This is a genomic window from Polynucleobacter sp. HIN9 (assembly GCF_030297635.1).
GTDB lineage: Bacteria > Pseudomonadota > Gammaproteobacteria > Burkholderiales > Burkholderiaceae > Polynucleobacter.
Genome location: NZ_AP028140.1, coordinates 1,501,865 through 1,519,623, shown reverse-complemented (window position 1 = coordinate 1,519,623; position 17,759 = coordinate 1,501,865). Strand labels below are relative to the sequence as shown.

Sequence of the window (17,759 nt, the reverse complement as noted above, 5' to 3'; positions counted from 1 at the left end):
CATTACTATCGGTGTTGGGATTCTAACCATGAGAGCCAAGTCCAACCCAAAAGCACCTAAAACACCGAGCCGTGAGGGGTCTCCTAATCTACTCGAGAAAATGGGGCTGACTACGCCTGCCGCATTGGCTCTTCATCTGCCTATTCGTTACGAGGATGAAACCGAGCTGTGGACGATTGACGAGGCCTGCGCATCGGCACTCCAAGGTCCGGTTCAAACGCAAGGGCGAGTGATTCGTAGTCAAGTCGTTTATCGACCCCGTCGACAGCTTTTAGTGACGATCGAGGACGATACAGGTAGCTTAAACCTTCGTTGGCTAAATTTTTACCCCAGTCAACAAAAGCAAATGGCAGTTGGGGTACACGTACGGGTTCGGGGTGATGTTCGGGATGGCTATTTCGGCCCAGAAATGGTTCACCCGACGGTGCGCGTCGTATCACCTGATACACCCTTGCCCAAAAGCCTAACCCCGGTGTATTCGGTGATTGCGGGAGTGAGTCAGGCCAAAATTCGGAAGGCAGTACTCAATGCCTTGAAGGATCCCGGCTTAGAAGCCTGGTTGGCAGAAACAATTCCGCAGAGCGCTTTAAGCCCTGCCGCACAAAGCGTGATGAAGTGGAGCCTACGAGATTCCATCCATTATTTACATCAGCCACCGGTTGATGCTGATACTCAATCCATCATTGAGCGAACCCATCCCGCTTGGCGTCGGGTGCAATTGGAAGAACTCCTTGCGCAACAAATTTCTTTAAAGCGAGCGCATGCTACTCGCAGAGCGCGTCCTGCGCCGCCAAAACAATCGAGCTCACCAAAGAAATTAGAAAACCTTCCTTTACAACTGATGCGCTCCCTGGCGTTCGAGCTCACCAATGCACAGCAACGAGTATGGTCGGAGATTACCCATGATCTATCCGAACCATTTCCCATGAATCGTCTTTTGCAAGGTGATGTTGGGAGCGGTAAAACCATCATCGCAGCTCTAGCCAGCGCACAGATAGTGGAGCGCTCATTTCAGGCGGCCATCATGGCGCCTACTGAAATTTTGGCAGAACAGCATTACTGGAAATTTAAGGAGTGGTTTGAGCCACTCGGCATTTGTGTGGTTTGGTTATCGGGTGGCATGAAAGGGAAAGAAAAAAAACATGCACAAGAAATGATTGCATCGGGTACAGCTCAAATCATTGTGGGAACGCATGCGCTCATTCAGGATGCCGTTCAATTCGCCGCACTGGGATTGGCAGTGATTGATGAGCAACATCGTTTTGGGGTTCGTCAGCGCCTGGAGATCACTCAGCGTATTGGTTCAGAAACTTACTACTGCCACCAACTCATGATGTCTGCTACCCCGATCCCACGAACCCTGGCAATGACCTATTATGCCGATCTCGATGTCTCGGTCATCGACGAGTTACCACCGGGACGACAAGCAATTACCACCAAATTGGTTAAAGATGCTAGGCGCCACGAGGTGATTGAGGGTTTGAAGCAGTGGTTGCAAAAGGGTCTTCAGGCCTATTGGGTTTGCCCGCTGATTGAAGAGTCAGAAGCCTTGCAATTACAAACAGCAGTTGCTAGTCATGCTGAGTTATCTGAATATTTATCCGAATACAAGCTAGCTTTGATTCATGGGCGTCTGAAAGCGGATGAGAAAGCGGCCATTATGGCCGCTTTCAAAGCCGGTCAGATTGACGTATTGGTGGCAACCACGGTGATTGAGGTTGGAGTAGATGTTCCCAATGCTGCACTAATGGTGATCGAGCATGCTGAACGCTTTGGTTATGCACAGATCCATCAATTGCGAGGTCGTGTTGGCAGGGGCTCTAATCAGTCAGCCTGCATCTTGATGTATTCCGAGCCTCTATCCTTGGCTGCAAAAGAACGTTTACAGACCCTACGCGAGGTTTCTGATGGATTTGTAATTGCGGAGCGCGATCTTGCTTTGCGTGGTCCTGGCGAGCTTTTGGGAGCAAGGCAGTCGGGTGAAGCCATGTTGCGCTTTGTCGATTTACAGCGCGATGCCTGGTTAATTCAGGTTGCACAAGAGCTTGCTGAGCATTGGTTACGCGCCTACCCAGAGCTGGTTGAGGCGCATTTGGGACGCTGGCTGGGTTCGCGCACAGATTTTCTAAAGGCCTGATAATAAGCATATGACCTTAACTGAACTTCGTTACATCGTTGCAGTTGCTCGTGAGCGCCATTTTGGACGTGCCGCTGAAGCCTGTCATGTATCGCAACCCACTTTATCGGTTGCCATTAAAAAGTTAGAAGAAGAATTGCAAACCCAAATATTTGAGCGCACCAGTTCAGACGTGGCTCTCACAACCCTTGGTGCCGTGATTATTCAGCAGGCACAACGGGTACTCGAGGAAGCCAACGCACTCAAGCATCTTGCAAAGCATGGGCAGGATCCCCTATCTGGACCGTTGCGACTTGGTGCAATTTATACCGTCGCTCCTTATTTGCTACCCAGTCTCGTTCGTGTAGCGCGCGACACCTTACCGAAGGCCCCATTATTTTTGGAAGAAAACTTTACGGTCCGTTTAATCGAGATGTTGCGTCAAGGAGAGCTTGACTGTGCCATTTTGGCGGACCCATTTCCAAGTGCTGGCTTGGATTTTGTAGATCTCTATGAAGAACCTTTCTTGGTAGCGATCCCTAAAGGGCATGAATGGTCAGACCGAACATCGATTGGCCAAAAAGAACTGAAGGAACAAAATACTTTGTTGCTCGGGGCAGGCCATTGCTTTCGGGATCATGTGCTGGGCGTTTGCCCAGAACTCAATCGATTTGGCACAGGCCTAACGCTTGGGGAGCATCGTAGTTTTGAGGGATCCTCGCTAGAGACCATCCGACAAATGGTCGCCGGCGGAATCGGAATTACGGTCTTGCCGCGCACCTCAGTCAGTAATCCAAATGATCGTGACGGATTGATCCTCTACATCCCATTTGAATCACCTGAGCCAACGCGGCGCGTTAGTTTGGTCTGGCGTAAAGGCTATCCCAGGGTTGAGGCTATGAAGGCGATTGCTCGGACCATTCGAGCGTGCGATTTACCTGGAGCGAGGCTGCTCTGATTTCTGGGCGTTTGCAGTCTTACATCCATCTGGTGCGCTTGAATAAGCCCATCGGCATTCTTTTACTACTGTGGCCAACACTTTGGGGCCTTTGGATTGCAAGCGATGGCTTTCCAAACCCAATCATCCTATTGATCTTTTGCTTGGGAACGGTCTTGATGCGCAGTGCTGGTTGCGCGATTAATGACTATGCTGACCGTCATTTTGATAAGCACGTAGAACGCACACAGCATCGCCCACTTACCAGTGGAAAAATATCTAAGTACGAGGCAATTGCAATCGCCGTGATTTTGGCATTGATCTCATTTGGATTGATTCAGCCTTTAAATGGCTTGACCAAGCAGTTATCGGTTGTGGCAGTTCTCTTAGCAGCCATTTATCCCTTTACGAAACGCTTTTTTTCAATCCCTCAAGCAATCCTTGGCCTGGCATTTGGTTTTGGTATTCCCATGACGTTTGCGGCAGTACAAAATCACATACCGCTAGAGGCCTGGATTTTATTTGCTGGCAATGTTTTTTGGGCGATTGCCTACGATACTGCCTATGCCATGGTCGATCGCGATGATGATCTACGCTTGGGACTTAAAACGTCTGCCATTACCTTTGGGCGGTTTGATGTAACGGCAATCTCGATTTGTTATGGGCTCTTGTTGGCCTCCCAAATTTGGGTGGCCGAGATGATTGACCTGAGTTCTTGGTTCTATGTGGGCTGGTTCTTAGCGCTCGGTTGCGCTATTTACGAACTGCGATTAGTCGCCACCCGGCAGCGCGAAGCATGCTTTAAAGCCTTCTTACACAACAATTGGTTGGGGGCTGCGCTCTTTTTAGGAATTGTGCTTGGGCTAGCGCTGCGCTCGTAGTCTAGGATTGCCCAAATTCTTTCGCCATGGCCGCCCCACGTTTTTGAGCAGCCAGTAGGGCGTCTTGCAAAATCGCTGCCCACTGCCGTTGATCAAGGACATCAAGTGCAGCAGCAGTAGTTCCACCTTTGGAGGTTACTTTTTGACGAAGACTCGCGGGGGATTCGGAAGACTGGAGAGCAAGGGTGGTCGCGCCCATCAGAGTTTGATTAGCCAACTCACGAGCGATCTCTGGCGCAAGCCCCATCTTCTCCCCCCCAGCTTGAAGGGCTTCTAAAAAAGCAAATACATATGCCGGGCCGCTTCCTGATAAGGCGGTCACCGCATCCATTTGGGATTCATCAGAGACCCAAATGACTTTACCAACAGCGGAGCCAATCATTTGAGCGTATTTGCGTTGCTGCTCACTGACGCAAGCTGGTGCAAATAAACCGGTGATCCCTTGATTAATCAGGGCAGGGGTATTGGGCATGGCACGAATGCATGCGGAGTATTCAAGCCAGCGTGACATATCAGCAATTTGGATTCCGGCTGCAATGCTCAGGATCACGGGGCCATGAGCAACAGCTTGCAAATACTTACTGAGTTCAGTGGCTGCGGTCTTAAAGTCTTGGGGCTTGATGGCTAAAACAATGATGTGTGCTGTCTCAATTTTCTGACGCGCATCGCTTACAGCCGCATAGGTTGGAATCAAAAAATCATTCTCAAGCAGTTTGGCAGTTTGTGCTTGAGGTTCAATCACGCAAATGGACTTTGAGTTGGCCCCTTGCTGCAAGAGACCACCAATAATCGCTCTGGCCATATTGCCACCACCAATAAATACGGTATTCATCGGTTGGATATTTGTCATGACTCTATCTTAGCGCTTTGTTTGCGCTCTCCAAAAATTGCACTACCAACGCGCACCATCGTGGCACCCTCAGCAATCGCCGCCTCAAGATCGTCGGACATTCCCATGGAAAGGGTATCAAAGTCTTCAAAACCAGCCACTCTTTGAGTTTGCATCCGAATATCCTCAAACAAGTGCCGCATTGCTGCAAAAGCTTCATGCTGCTCGGCCTCATTGGAACTGGGAGCTGGGATAGCCATAAGACCTCGCAATACCAAGCCCGGAAGCGAAGCTACCACCTTACACAGTTGCAAGGTATCGCTTGGCATTACACCCGACTTACTTTCTTCTTGACTGATATTGACCTGAACGCATGCCTGAAGGGGGCCCAGACGACTATGGGCTTGTCGTTGATCCGAGAGCCGTTGCGCAATTTTCTCGCGATCAATGGTGTGAATCCAATCAAAGTGTTGGGCGATATCTGATGTTTTATTACTTTGCAGCGGACCAATAAAATGCCACTCCAGCCATGGACGCAGTTGATCGAGTCGTTGAATCTTTTCGACTGCCTCCTGGACATAATTTTCACCAAAGGCTTTTTGACCAGCATGCATCGCTTCCTCAATCGCGCTCGCCGGAAAGGTTTTGCTAACAGCAATTAATTCAATTAACTCAGGATCCCGACCACAGTGTTCAGCGGCTGCATCAATGCGATGCCGAACAGCCATCAGGCGATCAGTAATCCGACTCATGGGTTTTTTGGCAACAATTGATCGATGATTTCAATCCAATGGCGCACAGGTAGATCATCTTGATGTAAATGACTAATGCAGCCAATATTGCCAGAGACGATTGTTTTGGCTCCTGATTGCGTACAGGCAGCCTCAAGATTTTGAAGTTTCTGAGCCCGTAATTGCTCAGAAAGATTGGCTTGCAAAATCGAGTATGTACCCGCTGAGCCGCAGCATAGATGGCTGTCAGCGCATAAATGAACAGAGATTCCCAGACTTTCGAGAAGACCTTCTACCTTCCCGCGAATTTGTTGACCATGCTGCAATGTGCATGGAGGATGGTAAACCACACCAGGTTTTGGATGTGCGCCAATTCGACTAATTATTGCGTCTTTAAACTCAGGTAAGAGCTCCGAAACATCTTTACATAATTGCGAGACACGCTCTGCTTTGTTTGCATAGACAGGATCATCCGCCAATAAATGACCATAGTCTTTGACCATCACTCCGCAGCCCGACGCATTCATCACAATCGCTTCTACTGAGTCCTTGCCATTCTCAATGAATGGCCACCACGCATCGATATTGCATTTCGCATCCGCCAGACCGCCGACTTGATCATTGAGGTGATACCGTAGCGCACCACAGCAACCCGCTTTGGGGGCACTAATTAACTGAACACCTAAAGCATCAAACACCCGTAGTGTGGCATGGTTAATGTTAGGTAGCATGCCAGGCTGAACACAGCCATCGAGCATGAGCATTTTGCGGTTGTGCTGTTGATTGGGCTTTGGACCTGCTGGCAAGCCATTGGGAACCTTACGAGCCAGGGAGGCGGGCATCAGTGGACGCATGATGCGACCAATGCGCATCGCTGAATCAAATAAAGGTTTGTTAGTTAACCCTTCTTTTAATAGCCAACGCGTTAACTTCTGCCCAACGGGGCGAGGGGCTGTCTTTTCTTCGGCCCACTTACGGCCAATATCAACTAACTTGCCATACTCCACACCGCTGGGACAGGTGCTTTCGCAATTTCGACACGTTAAACAACGATCCAAATGGGTTCGGGTCTTTTCCGTGGGAGCCTGACCTTCAGCAATTTGTTTGATCAAATAAATGCGACCACGAGGCCCATCCAACTCATCACCCAAAAGTTGATAGGTTGGACAAGTTGCTGTACAAAACCCGCAATGTACGCATTTGCCTAATATACGTTTTGCTTCAATACCATCAACAGTATTGATGAACTCAGGAGCTAATTTTGTTTCCATACTTAAGGTAGGCGCCCAGTGGTAAATACGCCAAAGGGATCAAAGGAATGGCGCAAGCGTTTTTGTACAGCCTCTAATCCGGCAGTTAGTGGATTGGATTCCAAACGTGTAAAGCGTTCAAACCCATCGGCATTCAAGGATCGAAAGCAGGTCGCATGCCCGCCATGCTGTAGTGCGAGTTTTTGTAACACGTTCGCCGTTGATTGATTAGCAGGACCTTGAATCCAACGCTCTTGTCCATGCCACTCCATCATGATTGCTGGTGAGCAATCCTTAGGTATCTCCAGCACTGGGCAGTTGGCAGGCAAGGAGAGTCGCCAAAGTGCATGATGATTTGGCATTTGAGTAAACCAAGAAAGCTGCTGCTCACGAAGATTACGCCAAAATAGATCAGCCTCTAAATCATCGAGTACGGTAGCGCCAAGTCGATCTTGTATCATTTGACTAGCAGAGGTGACCGCCGCCTTAGCGCCTGCCAATCGAATCGTTAGCTCGCCTTCATCACCTGCATGACCAATCCATACGCTGGCGTTGAGCGGTAAAGGTTGTCCAGCCCATTCATTGAGTACTTTTAATGCATTGGCAGCGCCCGTCTTGCAGCGTAGACTCGCAGTGGCAGCGGGCTTTGGCAGTACTTTTACAGAGGCCTCCAAAAGCAGAGCGAGCGTTCCTAGTGAACCCGGTAGCAGGCGCGAGACATCGTAACCGGCGACGTTTTTCATGACCTTGCCGCCAAAGGATAGGTCTTCACCGCGACCATCCATGAGTCGAGTTCCCAAAACAAAGTCCCGTAAATTTCCGGCGCTAATGCGAGCAGGGCCAGCGAGGCCCGCAGCAATCACACCCCCAAAAGTCGCATCTTCTCCAAAGTGGGGCGGCTCAAACGGCAGAATCTGATTATTTTTGGCCAAGGTTGACTCGATTTCTGCAATCGGTGTGCCAGCGCACGCCGTGATTACTAACTCCTCAGGTTGGTAATCTAATATCCCCTGATACGGTTTCGTACTCAAAATGGGAGACTGGTTTGGGTTGCCGTACCATGATTTTGTATTACCACCTTGAATCGATAGCACCTGATTCTGTTTACCAGCCTCAATAATTTGCTCACGAAACTGGGATAGTACGGTTTCTTTCATGCCTAGAAGCGCTCCAATTCGGGGTGGGGCAATACACCACCGCTGACACGCATCCGTCCATATTCGGCACAGCGATTAAGAGTTGGAATGGCTTTATCAGGATTTAAAAGACGATCTGGATCAAATGCTGCTTTAACCCCCCAAAAACGCTCACGCTCTTGTTCGCCAAATTGAACACACATGGAATTAATCTTCTCGATCCCCACACCATGTTCACCGGTGATGGTGCCCCCGAGCTCAACACAGGCCTCAAGGATTTCAGTACCAAACTCTTCAGCCCGATGCCACTCATCCAGATCGGCACCATTAAACAAAATGAGGGGGTGCATATTGCCATCTCCCGCATGAAAGACATTGAGACAGCCCAGACCATATTTGGTCTCCATGCCTTTGATGCGCTTGAGTAGAGTTGCAATATGACGCCTTGGAATGGTTCCATCCATGCAGTAATAATCTGCCGCAATCCGACCAGCGGCGGGGAAGGCATTCTTGCGTCCACTCCAAAAGCGCAAACGTTCTGCCTCACTTTCAGACACTTGAATGCGACTAGCCCCTTGCTTTTCTAACACGGCATTCATGCGTGCGATTTCTTCTTCGACTTCTTCGGGGGTTCCATCCGATTCGCATAATAAGATTGCTTCTGCGTTGAGGTCATAGCCAGCATGCACAAACTCCTCAACAGCACGCGTGGTTGGTTTATCCATCATCTCTAAACCAGCTGGAATAATCCCCGCAGCAATGATGGCGGCGACTGCATTACCACCTTTTTCAATATCATCAAAGCTGGCCATAATGACGCGTGCTAATTTTGGTTTTGGTACGAGCTTCACAGTAATTTCTGTGACGATACCGAGCATTCCTTCGCTACCAATCAATACAGCTAACAAATCCAAACCTGGTGAATCTGGTGCCATACTGCCAAATTCCACCACATCACCATTCATGAGGACGGCACGGACTCGCAATACATTGTGAAGCGTCAAGCCATACTTTAAGCAGTGCACGCCACCTGAGTTCTCATTGACATTTCCGCCAATCGAGCAAGCAATTTGCGAGGATGGATCAGGCGCATAGTACAAACCATGCTTTGCGACCGCTTCTGAGATTGCCAGGTTACGGACACCTGGTTGTACGACCGCAGTGCGTGTAAAGGGATCGACCTGCAAAATCTTTTTGAACTTGGCTAACGATAAAACCAAGCCTTGTTCAATTGGCATTGCACCGCCTGAGAGACCGGTGCCCGAGCCGCGGGGTACTACAGGAACCCCCAGGGCTTTGCAGACCTTCAGAATATTCACCACTTGCTCTTCATTCTCAGGAAGCGCTACTGCTAGGGGCATTTTGCGATAAGCCGCCAAGCCATCGCATTCATAGGGAATGGTGTCCTCGGGCTGCCAAAGCAGGGCATCATCCCCTAGAAATGGCCGTAAGGCATCGACCAAAATAGCCTGTTTGGCCTGTAGAGATTGGATTTCAGCAGAAGAAGCGGGGGCATTCATTCGTCTATTTTAGCCATTTACCTATAATCTGTTCATGGGAAATCGACTATCAAAAATTGCAACCCGAACTGGTGATGCCGGTATGACTGGCCTTGGTGACGGTAGCCGAGTTGAAAAAGATCATTTACGCATCTGTGCGATGGGCGATGTGGATGAGCTCAACTCCCAAATTGGGGTTTTGATGACCGAAGATCTCCCTCCATCAATTGCTTCTGATCTTCAGGCATTACTCCTGCGAGTCCAGCATGATTTATTCGACTTGGGTGGAGAGCTTTGTATTCCTAATTACACCCTATTAAAAATTGAGCAAGTCGAACAGCTCGATACTTGGTTAGCTTACTACAACGCCAATCTGCCTCCGCTAAAAGAATTTATCTTGCCAGGAGGAAGCCGTGCAGCAGCTCAAGCGCATGTCTGTCGAACGGTTTGTCGACGCGCTGAACGCTCGATTGTTAAGTTGGGTTGGGTTGACCCAATTGCGGACTCGCCGCGTCAATACGTGAATCGCTTATCCGACCTTCTATTTGTGATTGCCCGGGTTTTAAACCAAGCCGCTGGTGGTCAAGACGTACTGTGGAAGAATCAAAATAAAGCACAAGACAACTAGAAAGAAAAAACGCGGCCTAAAGCCGCGTTCCTAATAAATAAAACATAACTAGGCGCGCCGCCGCTTGCGAACCGCTTGGGCAAGACGTTCAAGCACCTTCACAGAATCATCCCAGTTAATGCAGGCATCGGTAATACTCTTGCCATATTCCAGCTGTTTTGGATCATCCTTGCCGGGTGTGAACTTCTGAGCGCCGGCGTTTAGATGGCTTTCAATCATCACCCCAAAAATCTTACGGGATCCACGCTCGATTTGTTCAGCAACATTATTAGCAACATCGATTTGCCGTTGATGCTGTTTACTTGAATTGGCATGCGATAGATCAACCATCAAAGAGGCTGGTAACTTTGCAGCTTCTAGTTCAGCACACGCTGCCTCAACATACTTTGCTTCGTAATTGGGTTCTTTGCCACCGCGCAGAATCACGTGACAGTCTTTATTGCCCTTAGTTTCAACGATTGCAACCTGACCATTTTTATGTACCGATAAAAAATGATGTGGCCGATGCGCCGCTTGAATCGCATCGGTTGCAATTTTGATATTGCCATCAGTACCGTTTTTAAATCCGATTGGCGCAGATAATCCAGAACTCAGTTCGCGATGAACTTGACTCTCTGTCGTTCTGGCGCCGATTGCACCCCATGAAATTAGATCGGCAATGTATTGAGGCGAGATCACATCCAGGAACTCGCTGCCGGCTGGCATGCCCAAGCGATTAATTTCCATGAGTACTTGGCGCGCAATACGCAGGCCTTCTTCAATCTTAAAACTCTCATCGAGATAGGGGTCGTTGATGAGTCCCTTCCAACCAACTGTCGTGCGGGGTTTCTCAAAATAGACGCGCATGACAATTTCTAGATCGTCTGCTAAGCGAGTACGCTCTTTCATGAGGCGTTGGCAATATTCCAATGCTGCGGAAGGATCATGGATCGAGCAAGGACCAATGATTACTAGGAGGCGATCATCCTTGCCATGAATTAGGTTCCGTATTTTGTCCCGAGTACGCCCGATTAATTTTTCAGTTGGAGTACCTACGATTGGAAAAAACCGAATTAAATGCTCGGGAGGCGGCAAAACAGTAATGTTGCCGACACGTTGATCATCGGTCGCAGAGGTTTTATCTAAGCTTGCGTACCAGTTTTCTTGGGGGGTATGGGGTTTTGTGCTCATACCCTCTATTCTAAAGCCTCATAGAGGTCGGTGCGATCCAATACAAACGCATGCAAATCAAGCCGTGCCCCCAACGGTCATCTCATCAATGCGCAAGGTTGGCTGACCCACACCAACCGGGACGCTTTGCCCTTCTTTGCCGCATACGCCCACCCCGCTATCTAGACGAAGGTCGTTGCCGATCATGCTCACTTGCTTGAGAGATTCTGGGCCGTTGCCAATAATGGTTGCGCCTTTGACGGGGTATTGGATCTTGCCTTTTTCCACCCAATACGCCACCGAGGCAGAGAATACAAATTTGCCACTCGTGATATCAACTTGCCCACCACCAAAGTTCACAGCATAGAGACCTCGATCAATGCTGGCCACAATCTCTTCTGGGTCATATTGACCAGATAGCATGTAGGTATTGGTCATACGGGGTAGGGGCAGCGAGGCAAAGCTCTCACGCCGTCCATTGCCTGTTAGTGGCATTCCCATCAAGCGTGCATTCAGACTATCTTGAATATAGCCCTTTAAAACACCGTCTTCAATCAGGGTGGTGCATTGCGTGGGTGTACCCTCATCATCCATATTGAGAGAGCCGCGACGTCCGCTGAGTGTTCCATCATCAACCACCGTGACACCCTTAGCGGCTACACGCTGACCAATGCGTCCAGAGAACGCAGAAGATCCTTTGCGATTAAAGTCTCCTTCGAGGCCGTGACCAATGGCTTCATGCAGCAGTACACCGGGCCATCCCGGCCCCATCACAACGGTCATTGGACCTGCAGGTGCTGGACGGGAATCGAGATTTAGGAGGGCCTGATCAACTGCTTCGTCGACCCACTGATCGATACGCTGGGTATCAAAAAAACCGTAGTCGGCGCGTGCTCCACCGCCGGCAGAGCCGGATTCTCGACGACCATTTTGCTCGGCAATGACATGGATGGATACTCGTACAAGCGGGCGAATATCGGCAGCTAATAAGCCATTCGAGCGAGCTACCATGACGACATCAAACTCACCCGCAAGACTAGCCATCACCTGAATGATGCGTGGGTCACGTGCCTTCGCGCGCCGCTCAATCCCCTCTAAGAGCGCAATTTTTTCTGGGGGCGTTAATGAGTCCAGAGGGTTGTGGGCGCTGTATAGAGTTGGATTGGTATGGGTCGATGCAGAAAGTGGGGCGCGGACTTTAATCTTGCCACCCTTGGGGCCAATCACACGAGTAGCATGGGCAGCCTTTAATAAAGCTTCAGAGCTAATCACATCCGAGTAAGCAAATGCCGTTTTATCCCCCGAAATCGCACGAATACCAACACCTTGATCAATATTGAAACTACCGGATTTGACAATCCCTTCCTCTAAACTCCATTGTTCGCTACGTGTGTGCTGAAAATATAAATCCGCATCATCTAAGCGATGCGCATGCATCACCCCAAACAGTTGATCAAGATCAGAAGGACTGAGGCCATTGGGCTTGAGTAAAAAAGAATGGGCAATGTCGAGAGCCTCTTGTGGGCTTGCAGTTGTTGCAAGGTTTGGGATAGCGAGTGAGTTCATGGTTCTTTTAAATAAGCTTACGATGGTTTAGGGCGGGTAGCTTAGAGCGCACCTCTTCGAGTGCAGTTGAGTCTAGCTCACCAAGCACGCAGCCTTCGCCAGTGGCGAGTTCAGAAACAATATTGCCCCAGGGGTCGACCAGCATGGATTGACCCCAAGTACGACGTTGATTTTGATGAAGCCCACCTTGGGCAGATGCTAAAAAATAGCACTGGTTTTCAATAGCCCGGGCACGGAGCAAAATCTCCCAATGATCCTTGCCTGTGGTGTGGGTAAATGCAGCTGGAATCACTTGGCAGTCAACTCCAGCCTGCTGTCGATAGAGTTCCGGAAAACGAAGATCGTAGCAAATGCTTAAACCAAACACCCACTCCTTGCCCTCATACAAAATGCGAACCGTTGTAGGTTGGTTGCCCGCCTCAATCGTTTCAGATTCTTGGTAGCGCTCATTAGACGTCTGAAAACCAAATAGATGGATCTTGTCGTAACGGGCAATGCACTGACCATCAGGATTAAATACTAAGCTCGCATTTAGCACCTTTTGGGGATCACTCGCCTCGAGGGGAATGGTTCCTGCGATTAAGAAGATCTGATACTTTTGAGCAAAGCCTTGAAGCGCGTCTTGAATCGGACCACGACCAAAGGTCTCCCGCACTTTGACCTTGTCGGTATCCGCAAGGCCCATTAGGCAAAAATACTCAGGTAGCGCAAGCACTGCTGCACCTTGGTCAGACGCGTTTTTGATTAGACGTTCAGCAGTGCTCAGATTGTCTGCCAAATTCGCAGATGAAATCATCTGAATTGCTGCTACTGTTAATTTATTTGCCATACCACTAAATACTAAAGCTTTAGTCGTTAATTGGCAGGCGCTGGGGTGGTGGGGACTGGCTTTGATGGGCTTGGTGCTGGCGGCATCTTTTGCTCACGCAATAAATTTCGAGAGCGGATGGTCTCAAGCACTTTTGGATCTAAAGGCTGGCCATTTTGGTCCAGCGGAATTACATCAGGTTTATCCCAGCTTCCCTGAACTAGGTAATCGGTCTGAAGTGTGCGGTTTAGTTGATTGCTGATTAAATATTGCCCAATCAGAGCGCTAGCGCCAACAATCGGATTGACTGCGAAGAGCGCAAGAGCGCCTGCTGTTGCATCAATCGTTGGGAAGATGGTGATTCGTAAGTCTTGGGTTTGCTTGGGAATATTCACGAGACCGCTAGTGGCAACGCGAGCTTGATTGAGTTGCATCGTGAAATTTTGTGTTCGGGCGACACCGTTGCGCAAAACAAAATCACCAGAAAGAGTGTTGAAAGCGGTTCCCGAGGTAACTACACTACCAAGGCTACCTTGAATATCAAAGGTTGCAAACTTTAATAAGCTTTGCAAACTGAACACCCCAATAATTTTGGCAAAACCGGAGTCCACTTGAAGTAAGCGACCATTTTCTAGATTGATCTTGACATTGCCAGCCAGGGTATCAAAGGAGGGATTGTAGGGAGGACCGCTCCAATCCAATTTGGCGTTGATTGTTCCCTTCCCGCCTTCAACTGCTTTGGGATTGCCCCAATAGGCAACCACGGTTCCCAGATCCTTAACCTGTGATGTCGTATCGATGATGACGCGCTCATTATTGCCTTGGGCATCGCTTGTCCATTCGCCAGTGACCGTTGATGACGAACTTGGATTGTTAATTTTGAGACTTTCAATCGTGATGCGATTTGTACTATTACGTGTCTTGATTGCGATCGCGCCTGGTTTGTATTGATTGAAATTAAAGTCATCAATACTTAGATCCAGTTCAGGAATCGCATTAAGTGATACCTCTTTGTCAGCGGATGCGCTTGAATTTGTCAGATTTTGTAATCTTGGAGGAATATGCAAACGAAGCAATTTGCCTTTGAGAAGATCGGAATTTTTTCTTTCCTGATACTGAATGTCACCCTCAAGATTGGGAGATTTCAAATTCAGCTGCCAAGTATCACCCCCTAATTTGGCGCTTACGGCAAGATTGGGCCAGGAGCGATTCATGGCAATCGCTTGATTGACGCGTGCTGTAAATACTTGAAGGCCATTGACACCATCTGTAGAGCTAGCCATATTGGCAGCCTCGGGTTTGTTATTTACCCCATCGTTCGAAAATAAAAGGCGGTGCCAGGCATCAATATTGAGATCGCTTGCTTGCAAATTGAGACCCAAGCCACGCTCAGGGATGATGGCTGGGGCACCAATTCCAATTCCTTGCGCCACAATCCCATCTGGACCTTGCTTTCCTTGTAGGGTGATTGATTTCCCAATTTGTGCGGACCATTGTGCAATTCGCTTGGGCGCTCCCTCGCTGGCGTTGGACTGATAACGAAAAATCCCGTTTAGTTTGTTACCCTTCTTGATACTGAGGGGTTCAGGAAGGGTGGTGCTTAGAGCATTGAAATCTAAGTCGAGATTGAGATCTGTGGTGTTACTAGTAATACCCAGTTTGCCTTTAAATGCAGCCTTACCATCCAGTGCCTTTAAGAGCTGCTGAGATTGGCGACCTACTTGATTGGCATAGTGACGTTCAAGGCGTTCAAGATCAATTGTTCCATTGAGATCATAAAGATCTTGTTTGGTTTGCGATTGCGCCGTGTTTTGTCGAATATTGATCGTGCCACCAAAGAATTCAGCGCTTACCTGTTCAAAGCGAGGTAGATCTTCGGTAATGCGAATGCTGCCTCGTACTTGATTAAAAGGAGCAAGATCAGACCAAACGACGACATTGTTATCTAAGTTCAGCAAAGCATTTAATTTAACGTCATCTGTATTTTGTAGGGGCAAAAGGAGATCTAGATCAAGTTTTGCTGGGCCTGATAACTTCAGATTCTTTGCTAATTCTGGACGCGTGAGAAGAATTGGTGTTGTCCTGAGATAGTCCATCATGTCATTCATCGGGCCAGTGATGTTTCCTTTGAGATTGAGGACAGGCTTTGCGCTAGAAACATTTGGAATTTCTGCATTGACATTTTGAATTTGAAGACCTTGGTAGCGAGCATCTTTGATAGCCACCATCAGCTTGGCTTGCTGCATAGAAACGACACCATTTACTTCCGTGAATTCAGGCCAGCTGCCTTTTGTGGATGGAAACAAGGGGGCTGGTCGAAAAACCGTTTGAGAAATCGGTAGATTTAATGCAAATTCGCCGCTTCCTGGAGCATCATAAGGGGCCAAATTAGGATCCCCCTTCATTCTGAGGCGCCCATTATTAATCTCGCCCCCAATGAATGCCTTTTCAATATAGGCACGCGCGTCCTTTGACATTTCTGCAGGGAGGTAGCGGTAGATTGTTTGTGCCTTTGCTCTAGGAAACTGAATGGTTAGATCTAAAGTATCCGGTGCCTTTTCTTTACCAATTAGGTAATTGCCATCAGCAATTAATGCGATATCCGGATTGTTAACGGAGAGCTGGTTAAAGCCGATTTGCCATTGTTTATTTTTTAATGACCAACTAAGCGCTCCACTTGCACTATCGAACTGCAGACGCGGCTCTGCTAAAAAGTCGGCAATTACTAATCGCAAATTTTGTGAGTTGAGTTTGATGCTGCCTTGGCTTTGATTGGTGGTAATCGTGCCGCTTAAATTAGCAATGCTTGGGATAGTGTCCCGGTAAGCCTTGATGCCCACCTGATTGAGGGTGCCGGTAATATTAAATTTAGGTCCTTGGCCACTTAAGAGGCCACCGATCAGGGGAATATTGGATTTTGGTTCGGCCCATGTGATATCAACATCGATCAGCTCACCACGTGGTTCGGTTTGTTCTAAAACCTGGCGGATTCGATTGGGAATGGGCAGGTTCAATGCAAACAGACTGAGGTTCTCAAGACTAATTTTTGCCGAAGAGAATGCAAACCTCTCAAGCTCGCCATCGCCTTTGGGCGCCTGCCAGCCAAAAGTCATGGGTGCCAGAGATTCCATGGGGGTTCCTGGTTTTTGATTCTTGTTTAACCAGGCAAATTGCTGCACCCCAAGCGAAATGAACTTTCCAGAGGTGAATTGCTTCGCTTCCATTTCCAAACGTCCAAACTCAAGCGCCTGATTGCTCTTTAATTGTTGAAAGACGGGTTGCTCGATTGCTAGTTTGAACTGTCCACCATCGGGGATGCCTTTATTTAAGGCAATCGACCCTGATGAGTCCAGCACCCCACTGAGTTGTTTAAAAGGGATTTCAAAATCACGACTAAATTGGCCGAGATTGAGTTGTGCGACCTTCCACTGAAAGTCGCCAATCCAATCACGCCAATGACCCGCTTGCCCACCAAGACGGTGAGAAAATTTTCCCGAGAGAGTTAGGGTGCCTTGATGCCATGGGCTATAAATAGCGGCATCAAGTTCATGCTGCCGAATTCCATTTCGTAGTTGCATGGACTCGATGCGTAGATCTGCGGCATCTGCTTTGGACTTTGAGAAATCCTTCCAAAGAATATTGATATCAGAAATCTTTAAATCACCCTGTTTAAACAACCAATTTTCGAGATGGAAATCATCGCCGCCATCACCCGCAAGAATGCCAGCGACATACAAACGTTTTTGTGAGTCACGTGTTACTTGAATCACTGCATTGCTGGCATGTAATTTTGTGAAATAGGGTTTGAGGTGATAAAACGATGACCAACTGAGTTCTCCTCGGATGTCAGCGATCTTTAGAGGAGGTGCATCTGCAATCGTCGTCGGATTGCGTTTGGAATCGACCACAAATTCTAGGTCGCGAATATCAAAGACTGGACGGATCCCTTGCCAGTAGACATTGAGTTCATTGATTTTGACCTCAACGCCAATGCGTTGTGACAGTAACTTTTCGACAGCCGGTTTTGAGGTTTCAAGTTGCGGCCAAATGATGAATCGGATCACCAGATGCCCAAGAATCATGAGTCCGACTGTAATGAGAGCCAAAATTGCCAGACGGCGCGACCAACGTGACCATGAGGTGGCGTCGGGCCGCATCCTGAGGAGGTCTTTGAGGCGTAACGGATACTTTTTTTCGGTCATTGCTATCCATTATCCGACACCCTCTAT

At 48.6% G+C, this 17,759-nt stretch carries 13 protein-coding genes; 4 read left to right on the top strand and 9 right to left on the bottom strand.

The window, feature by feature from the left end; all coding sequences use genetic code 11:
* The first annotated feature begins 28 nt into the window (after positions 1-28).
* The 3 genes from recG to ubiA are packed head-to-tail and all read left to right on the top strand — an operon-like array spanning position 29 to position 3,934.
* Positions 29-2,137, top strand: coding sequence for an ATP-dependent DNA helicase RecG (recG, locus tag QUE62_RS07580; RefSeq protein ID WP_286261344.1), 2,109 nt, complete (start codon positions 29-31; stop codon positions 2,135-2,137).
* Positions 2,138-2,147: 10 nt separating this feature from the next.
* Positions 2,148-3,074: a LysR substrate-binding domain-containing protein gene (locus QUE62_RS07575; protein ID WP_286223461.1), complete on the top strand. Its 927-nt coding sequence runs from the start codon at positions 2,148-2,150 to the stop codon at positions 3,072-3,074.
* A complete protein-coding gene (ubiA, locus tag QUE62_RS07570) occupies positions 3,074-3,934 on the top strand; it encodes a 4-hydroxybenzoate octaprenyltransferase (RefSeq protein WP_353506844.1) in 861 nt (286 codons plus the stop codon). The genes QUE62_RS07575 and ubiA overlap by 1 nt, the downstream gene beginning before the upstream one ends.
* A 1-nt stretch (position 3,935) precedes the next feature.
* Here ubiA and proC read toward each other — a convergent pair whose 3' ends face one another.
* The 5 genes from proC to QUE62_RS07545 are packed head-to-tail and all read right to left on the bottom strand — an operon-like array spanning position 3,936 to position 9,400.
* The gene (proC, locus tag QUE62_RS07565; RefSeq protein ID WP_286261339.1) at positions 3,936-4,784 is read right to left on the bottom strand and encodes a pyrroline-5-carboxylate reductase; all 849 of its coding nucleotides are present in this window, start codon (positions 4,782-4,784) and stop codon (positions 3,936-3,938) included.
* Positions 4,781-5,515: a YggS family pyridoxal phosphate-dependent enzyme gene (locus tag QUE62_RS07560; RefSeq protein ID WP_286223458.1), complete on the bottom strand. Its 735-nt coding sequence runs from the start codon at positions 5,513-5,515 to the stop codon at positions 4,781-4,783. Before QUE62_RS07560 ends, proC begins: the two co-directional genes overlap by 4 nt.
* Complete coding sequence (gene glcF, locus QUE62_RS07555) at positions 5,512-6,765, bottom strand: glycolate oxidase subunit GlcF (RefSeq protein ID WP_286261337.1); 1,254 nt, start codon at positions 6,763-6,765, stop codon at positions 5,512-5,514. The genes QUE62_RS07560 and glcF overlap by 4 nt, the downstream gene beginning before the upstream one ends.
* A gap of 2 nt (positions 6,766-6,767) precedes the next feature.
* Positions 6,768-7,901 carry a glycolate oxidase subunit GlcE gene (gene glcE / locus QUE62_RS07550; RefSeq protein ID WP_286261336.1) on the bottom strand — a complete coding sequence of 378 codons (1,134 nt, stop codon included), beginning with the start codon at positions 7,899-7,901 and terminating at the stop codon, positions 6,768-6,770.
* A gap of 2 nt (positions 7,902-7,903) precedes the next feature.
* Positions 7,904-9,400, bottom strand: a complete 1,497-nt coding sequence (locus tag QUE62_RS07545; protein ID WP_286261335.1) for an FAD-linked oxidase C-terminal domain-containing protein — start codon at positions 9,398-9,400, stop codon at positions 7,904-7,906.
* 34 nt (positions 9,401-9,434) lie between these two features.
* On the opposite strand from QUE62_RS07545, the gene QUE62_RS07540 reads away from it, so the two are divergent.
* Entirely contained in the window at positions 9,435-10,007 is a 573-nt protein-coding gene (locus tag QUE62_RS07540; protein WP_286226590.1) for a cob(I)yrinic acid a,c-diamide adenosyltransferase, read from the top strand.
* Between the two features lie 48 nt (positions 10,008-10,055).
* On the opposite strand, the gene QUE62_RS07535 is transcribed toward QUE62_RS07540, so the two are convergent.
* The 4 genes from QUE62_RS07535 to QUE62_RS07520 are packed head-to-tail and all read right to left on the bottom strand — an operon-like array spanning position 10,056 to position 17,732.
* Positions 10,056-11,177, bottom strand: a complete 1,122-nt coding sequence (locus tag QUE62_RS07535; protein WP_286223452.1) for a 3-deoxy-7-phosphoheptulonate synthase — start codon at positions 11,175-11,177, stop codon at positions 10,056-10,058.
* Between the two features lie 57 nt (positions 11,178-11,234).
* The gene (gene tldD / locus QUE62_RS07530) at positions 11,235-12,722 is read right to left on the bottom strand and encodes a metalloprotease TldD (protein ID WP_286261334.1); all 1,488 of its coding nucleotides are present in this window, start codon (positions 12,720-12,722) and stop codon (positions 11,235-11,237) included.
* A 7-nt stretch (positions 12,723-12,729) separates the two neighbouring features.
* Positions 12,730-13,551, bottom strand: a complete 822-nt coding sequence (locus QUE62_RS07525; RefSeq protein ID WP_286261332.1) for a carbon-nitrogen hydrolase family protein — start codon at positions 13,549-13,551, stop codon at positions 12,730-12,732.
* 26 nt (positions 13,552-13,577) lie between these two features.
* Positions 13,578-17,732 (bottom strand): YhdP family protein, encoded by a 4,155-nt coding sequence (locus QUE62_RS07520; protein ID WP_286261330.1) that lies wholly within the window; start codon positions 17,730-17,732, stop codon positions 13,578-13,580.
* Between the last annotated feature and the right edge of the window lie 27 nt (positions 17,733-17,759).

Coding starts and splice junctions, on each gene's coding strand:
- QUE62_RS07520 (WP_286261330.1), bottom strand. CDS start 17,732: ATGACCGAAAAAAAGTATCCGTTACGCCTCAAAGACCTCCTCAGGATG.
- QUE62_RS07535 (WP_286223452.1), bottom strand. CDS start 11,177: ATGAGCACAAAACCCCATACCCCCCAAGAAAACTGGTACGCAAGCTTA.
- QUE62_RS07540 (WP_286226590.1), top strand. CDS start 9,435: ATGGGAAATCGACTATCAAAAATTGCAACCCGAACTGGTGATGCCGGT.
- recG (WP_286261344.1), top strand. CDS start 29: ATGAGAGCCAAGTCCAACCCAAAAGCACCTAAAACACCGAGCCGTGAG.
- QUE62_RS07560 (WP_286223458.1), bottom strand. CDS start 5,515: ATGAGTCGGATTACTGATCGCCTGATGGCTGTTCGGCATCGCATTGAT.
- glcF (WP_286261337.1), bottom strand. CDS start 6,765: ATGGAAACAAAATTAGCTCCTGAGTTCATCAATACTGTTGATGGTATT.
- proC (WP_286261339.1), bottom strand. CDS start 4,784: ATGACAAATATCCAACCGATGAATACCGTATTTATTGGTGGTGGCAAT.
- glcE (WP_286261336.1), bottom strand. CDS start 7,901: ATGAAAGAAACCGTACTATCCCAGTTTCGTGAGCAAATTATTGAGGCT.
- QUE62_RS07545 (WP_286261335.1), bottom strand. CDS start 9,400: ATGAATGCCCCCGCTTCTTCTGCTGAAATCCAATCTCTACAGGCCAAA.
- QUE62_RS07525 (WP_286261332.1), bottom strand. CDS start 13,551: ATGGCAAATAAATTAACAGTAGCAGCAATTCAGATGATTTCATCTGCG.
- tldD (WP_286261334.1), bottom strand. CDS start 12,722: ATGAACTCACTCGCTATCCCAAACCTTGCAACAACTGCAAGCCCACAA.
- QUE62_RS07575 (WP_286223461.1), top strand. CDS start 2,148: ATGACCTTAACTGAACTTCGTTACATCGTTGCAGTTGCTCGTGAGCGC.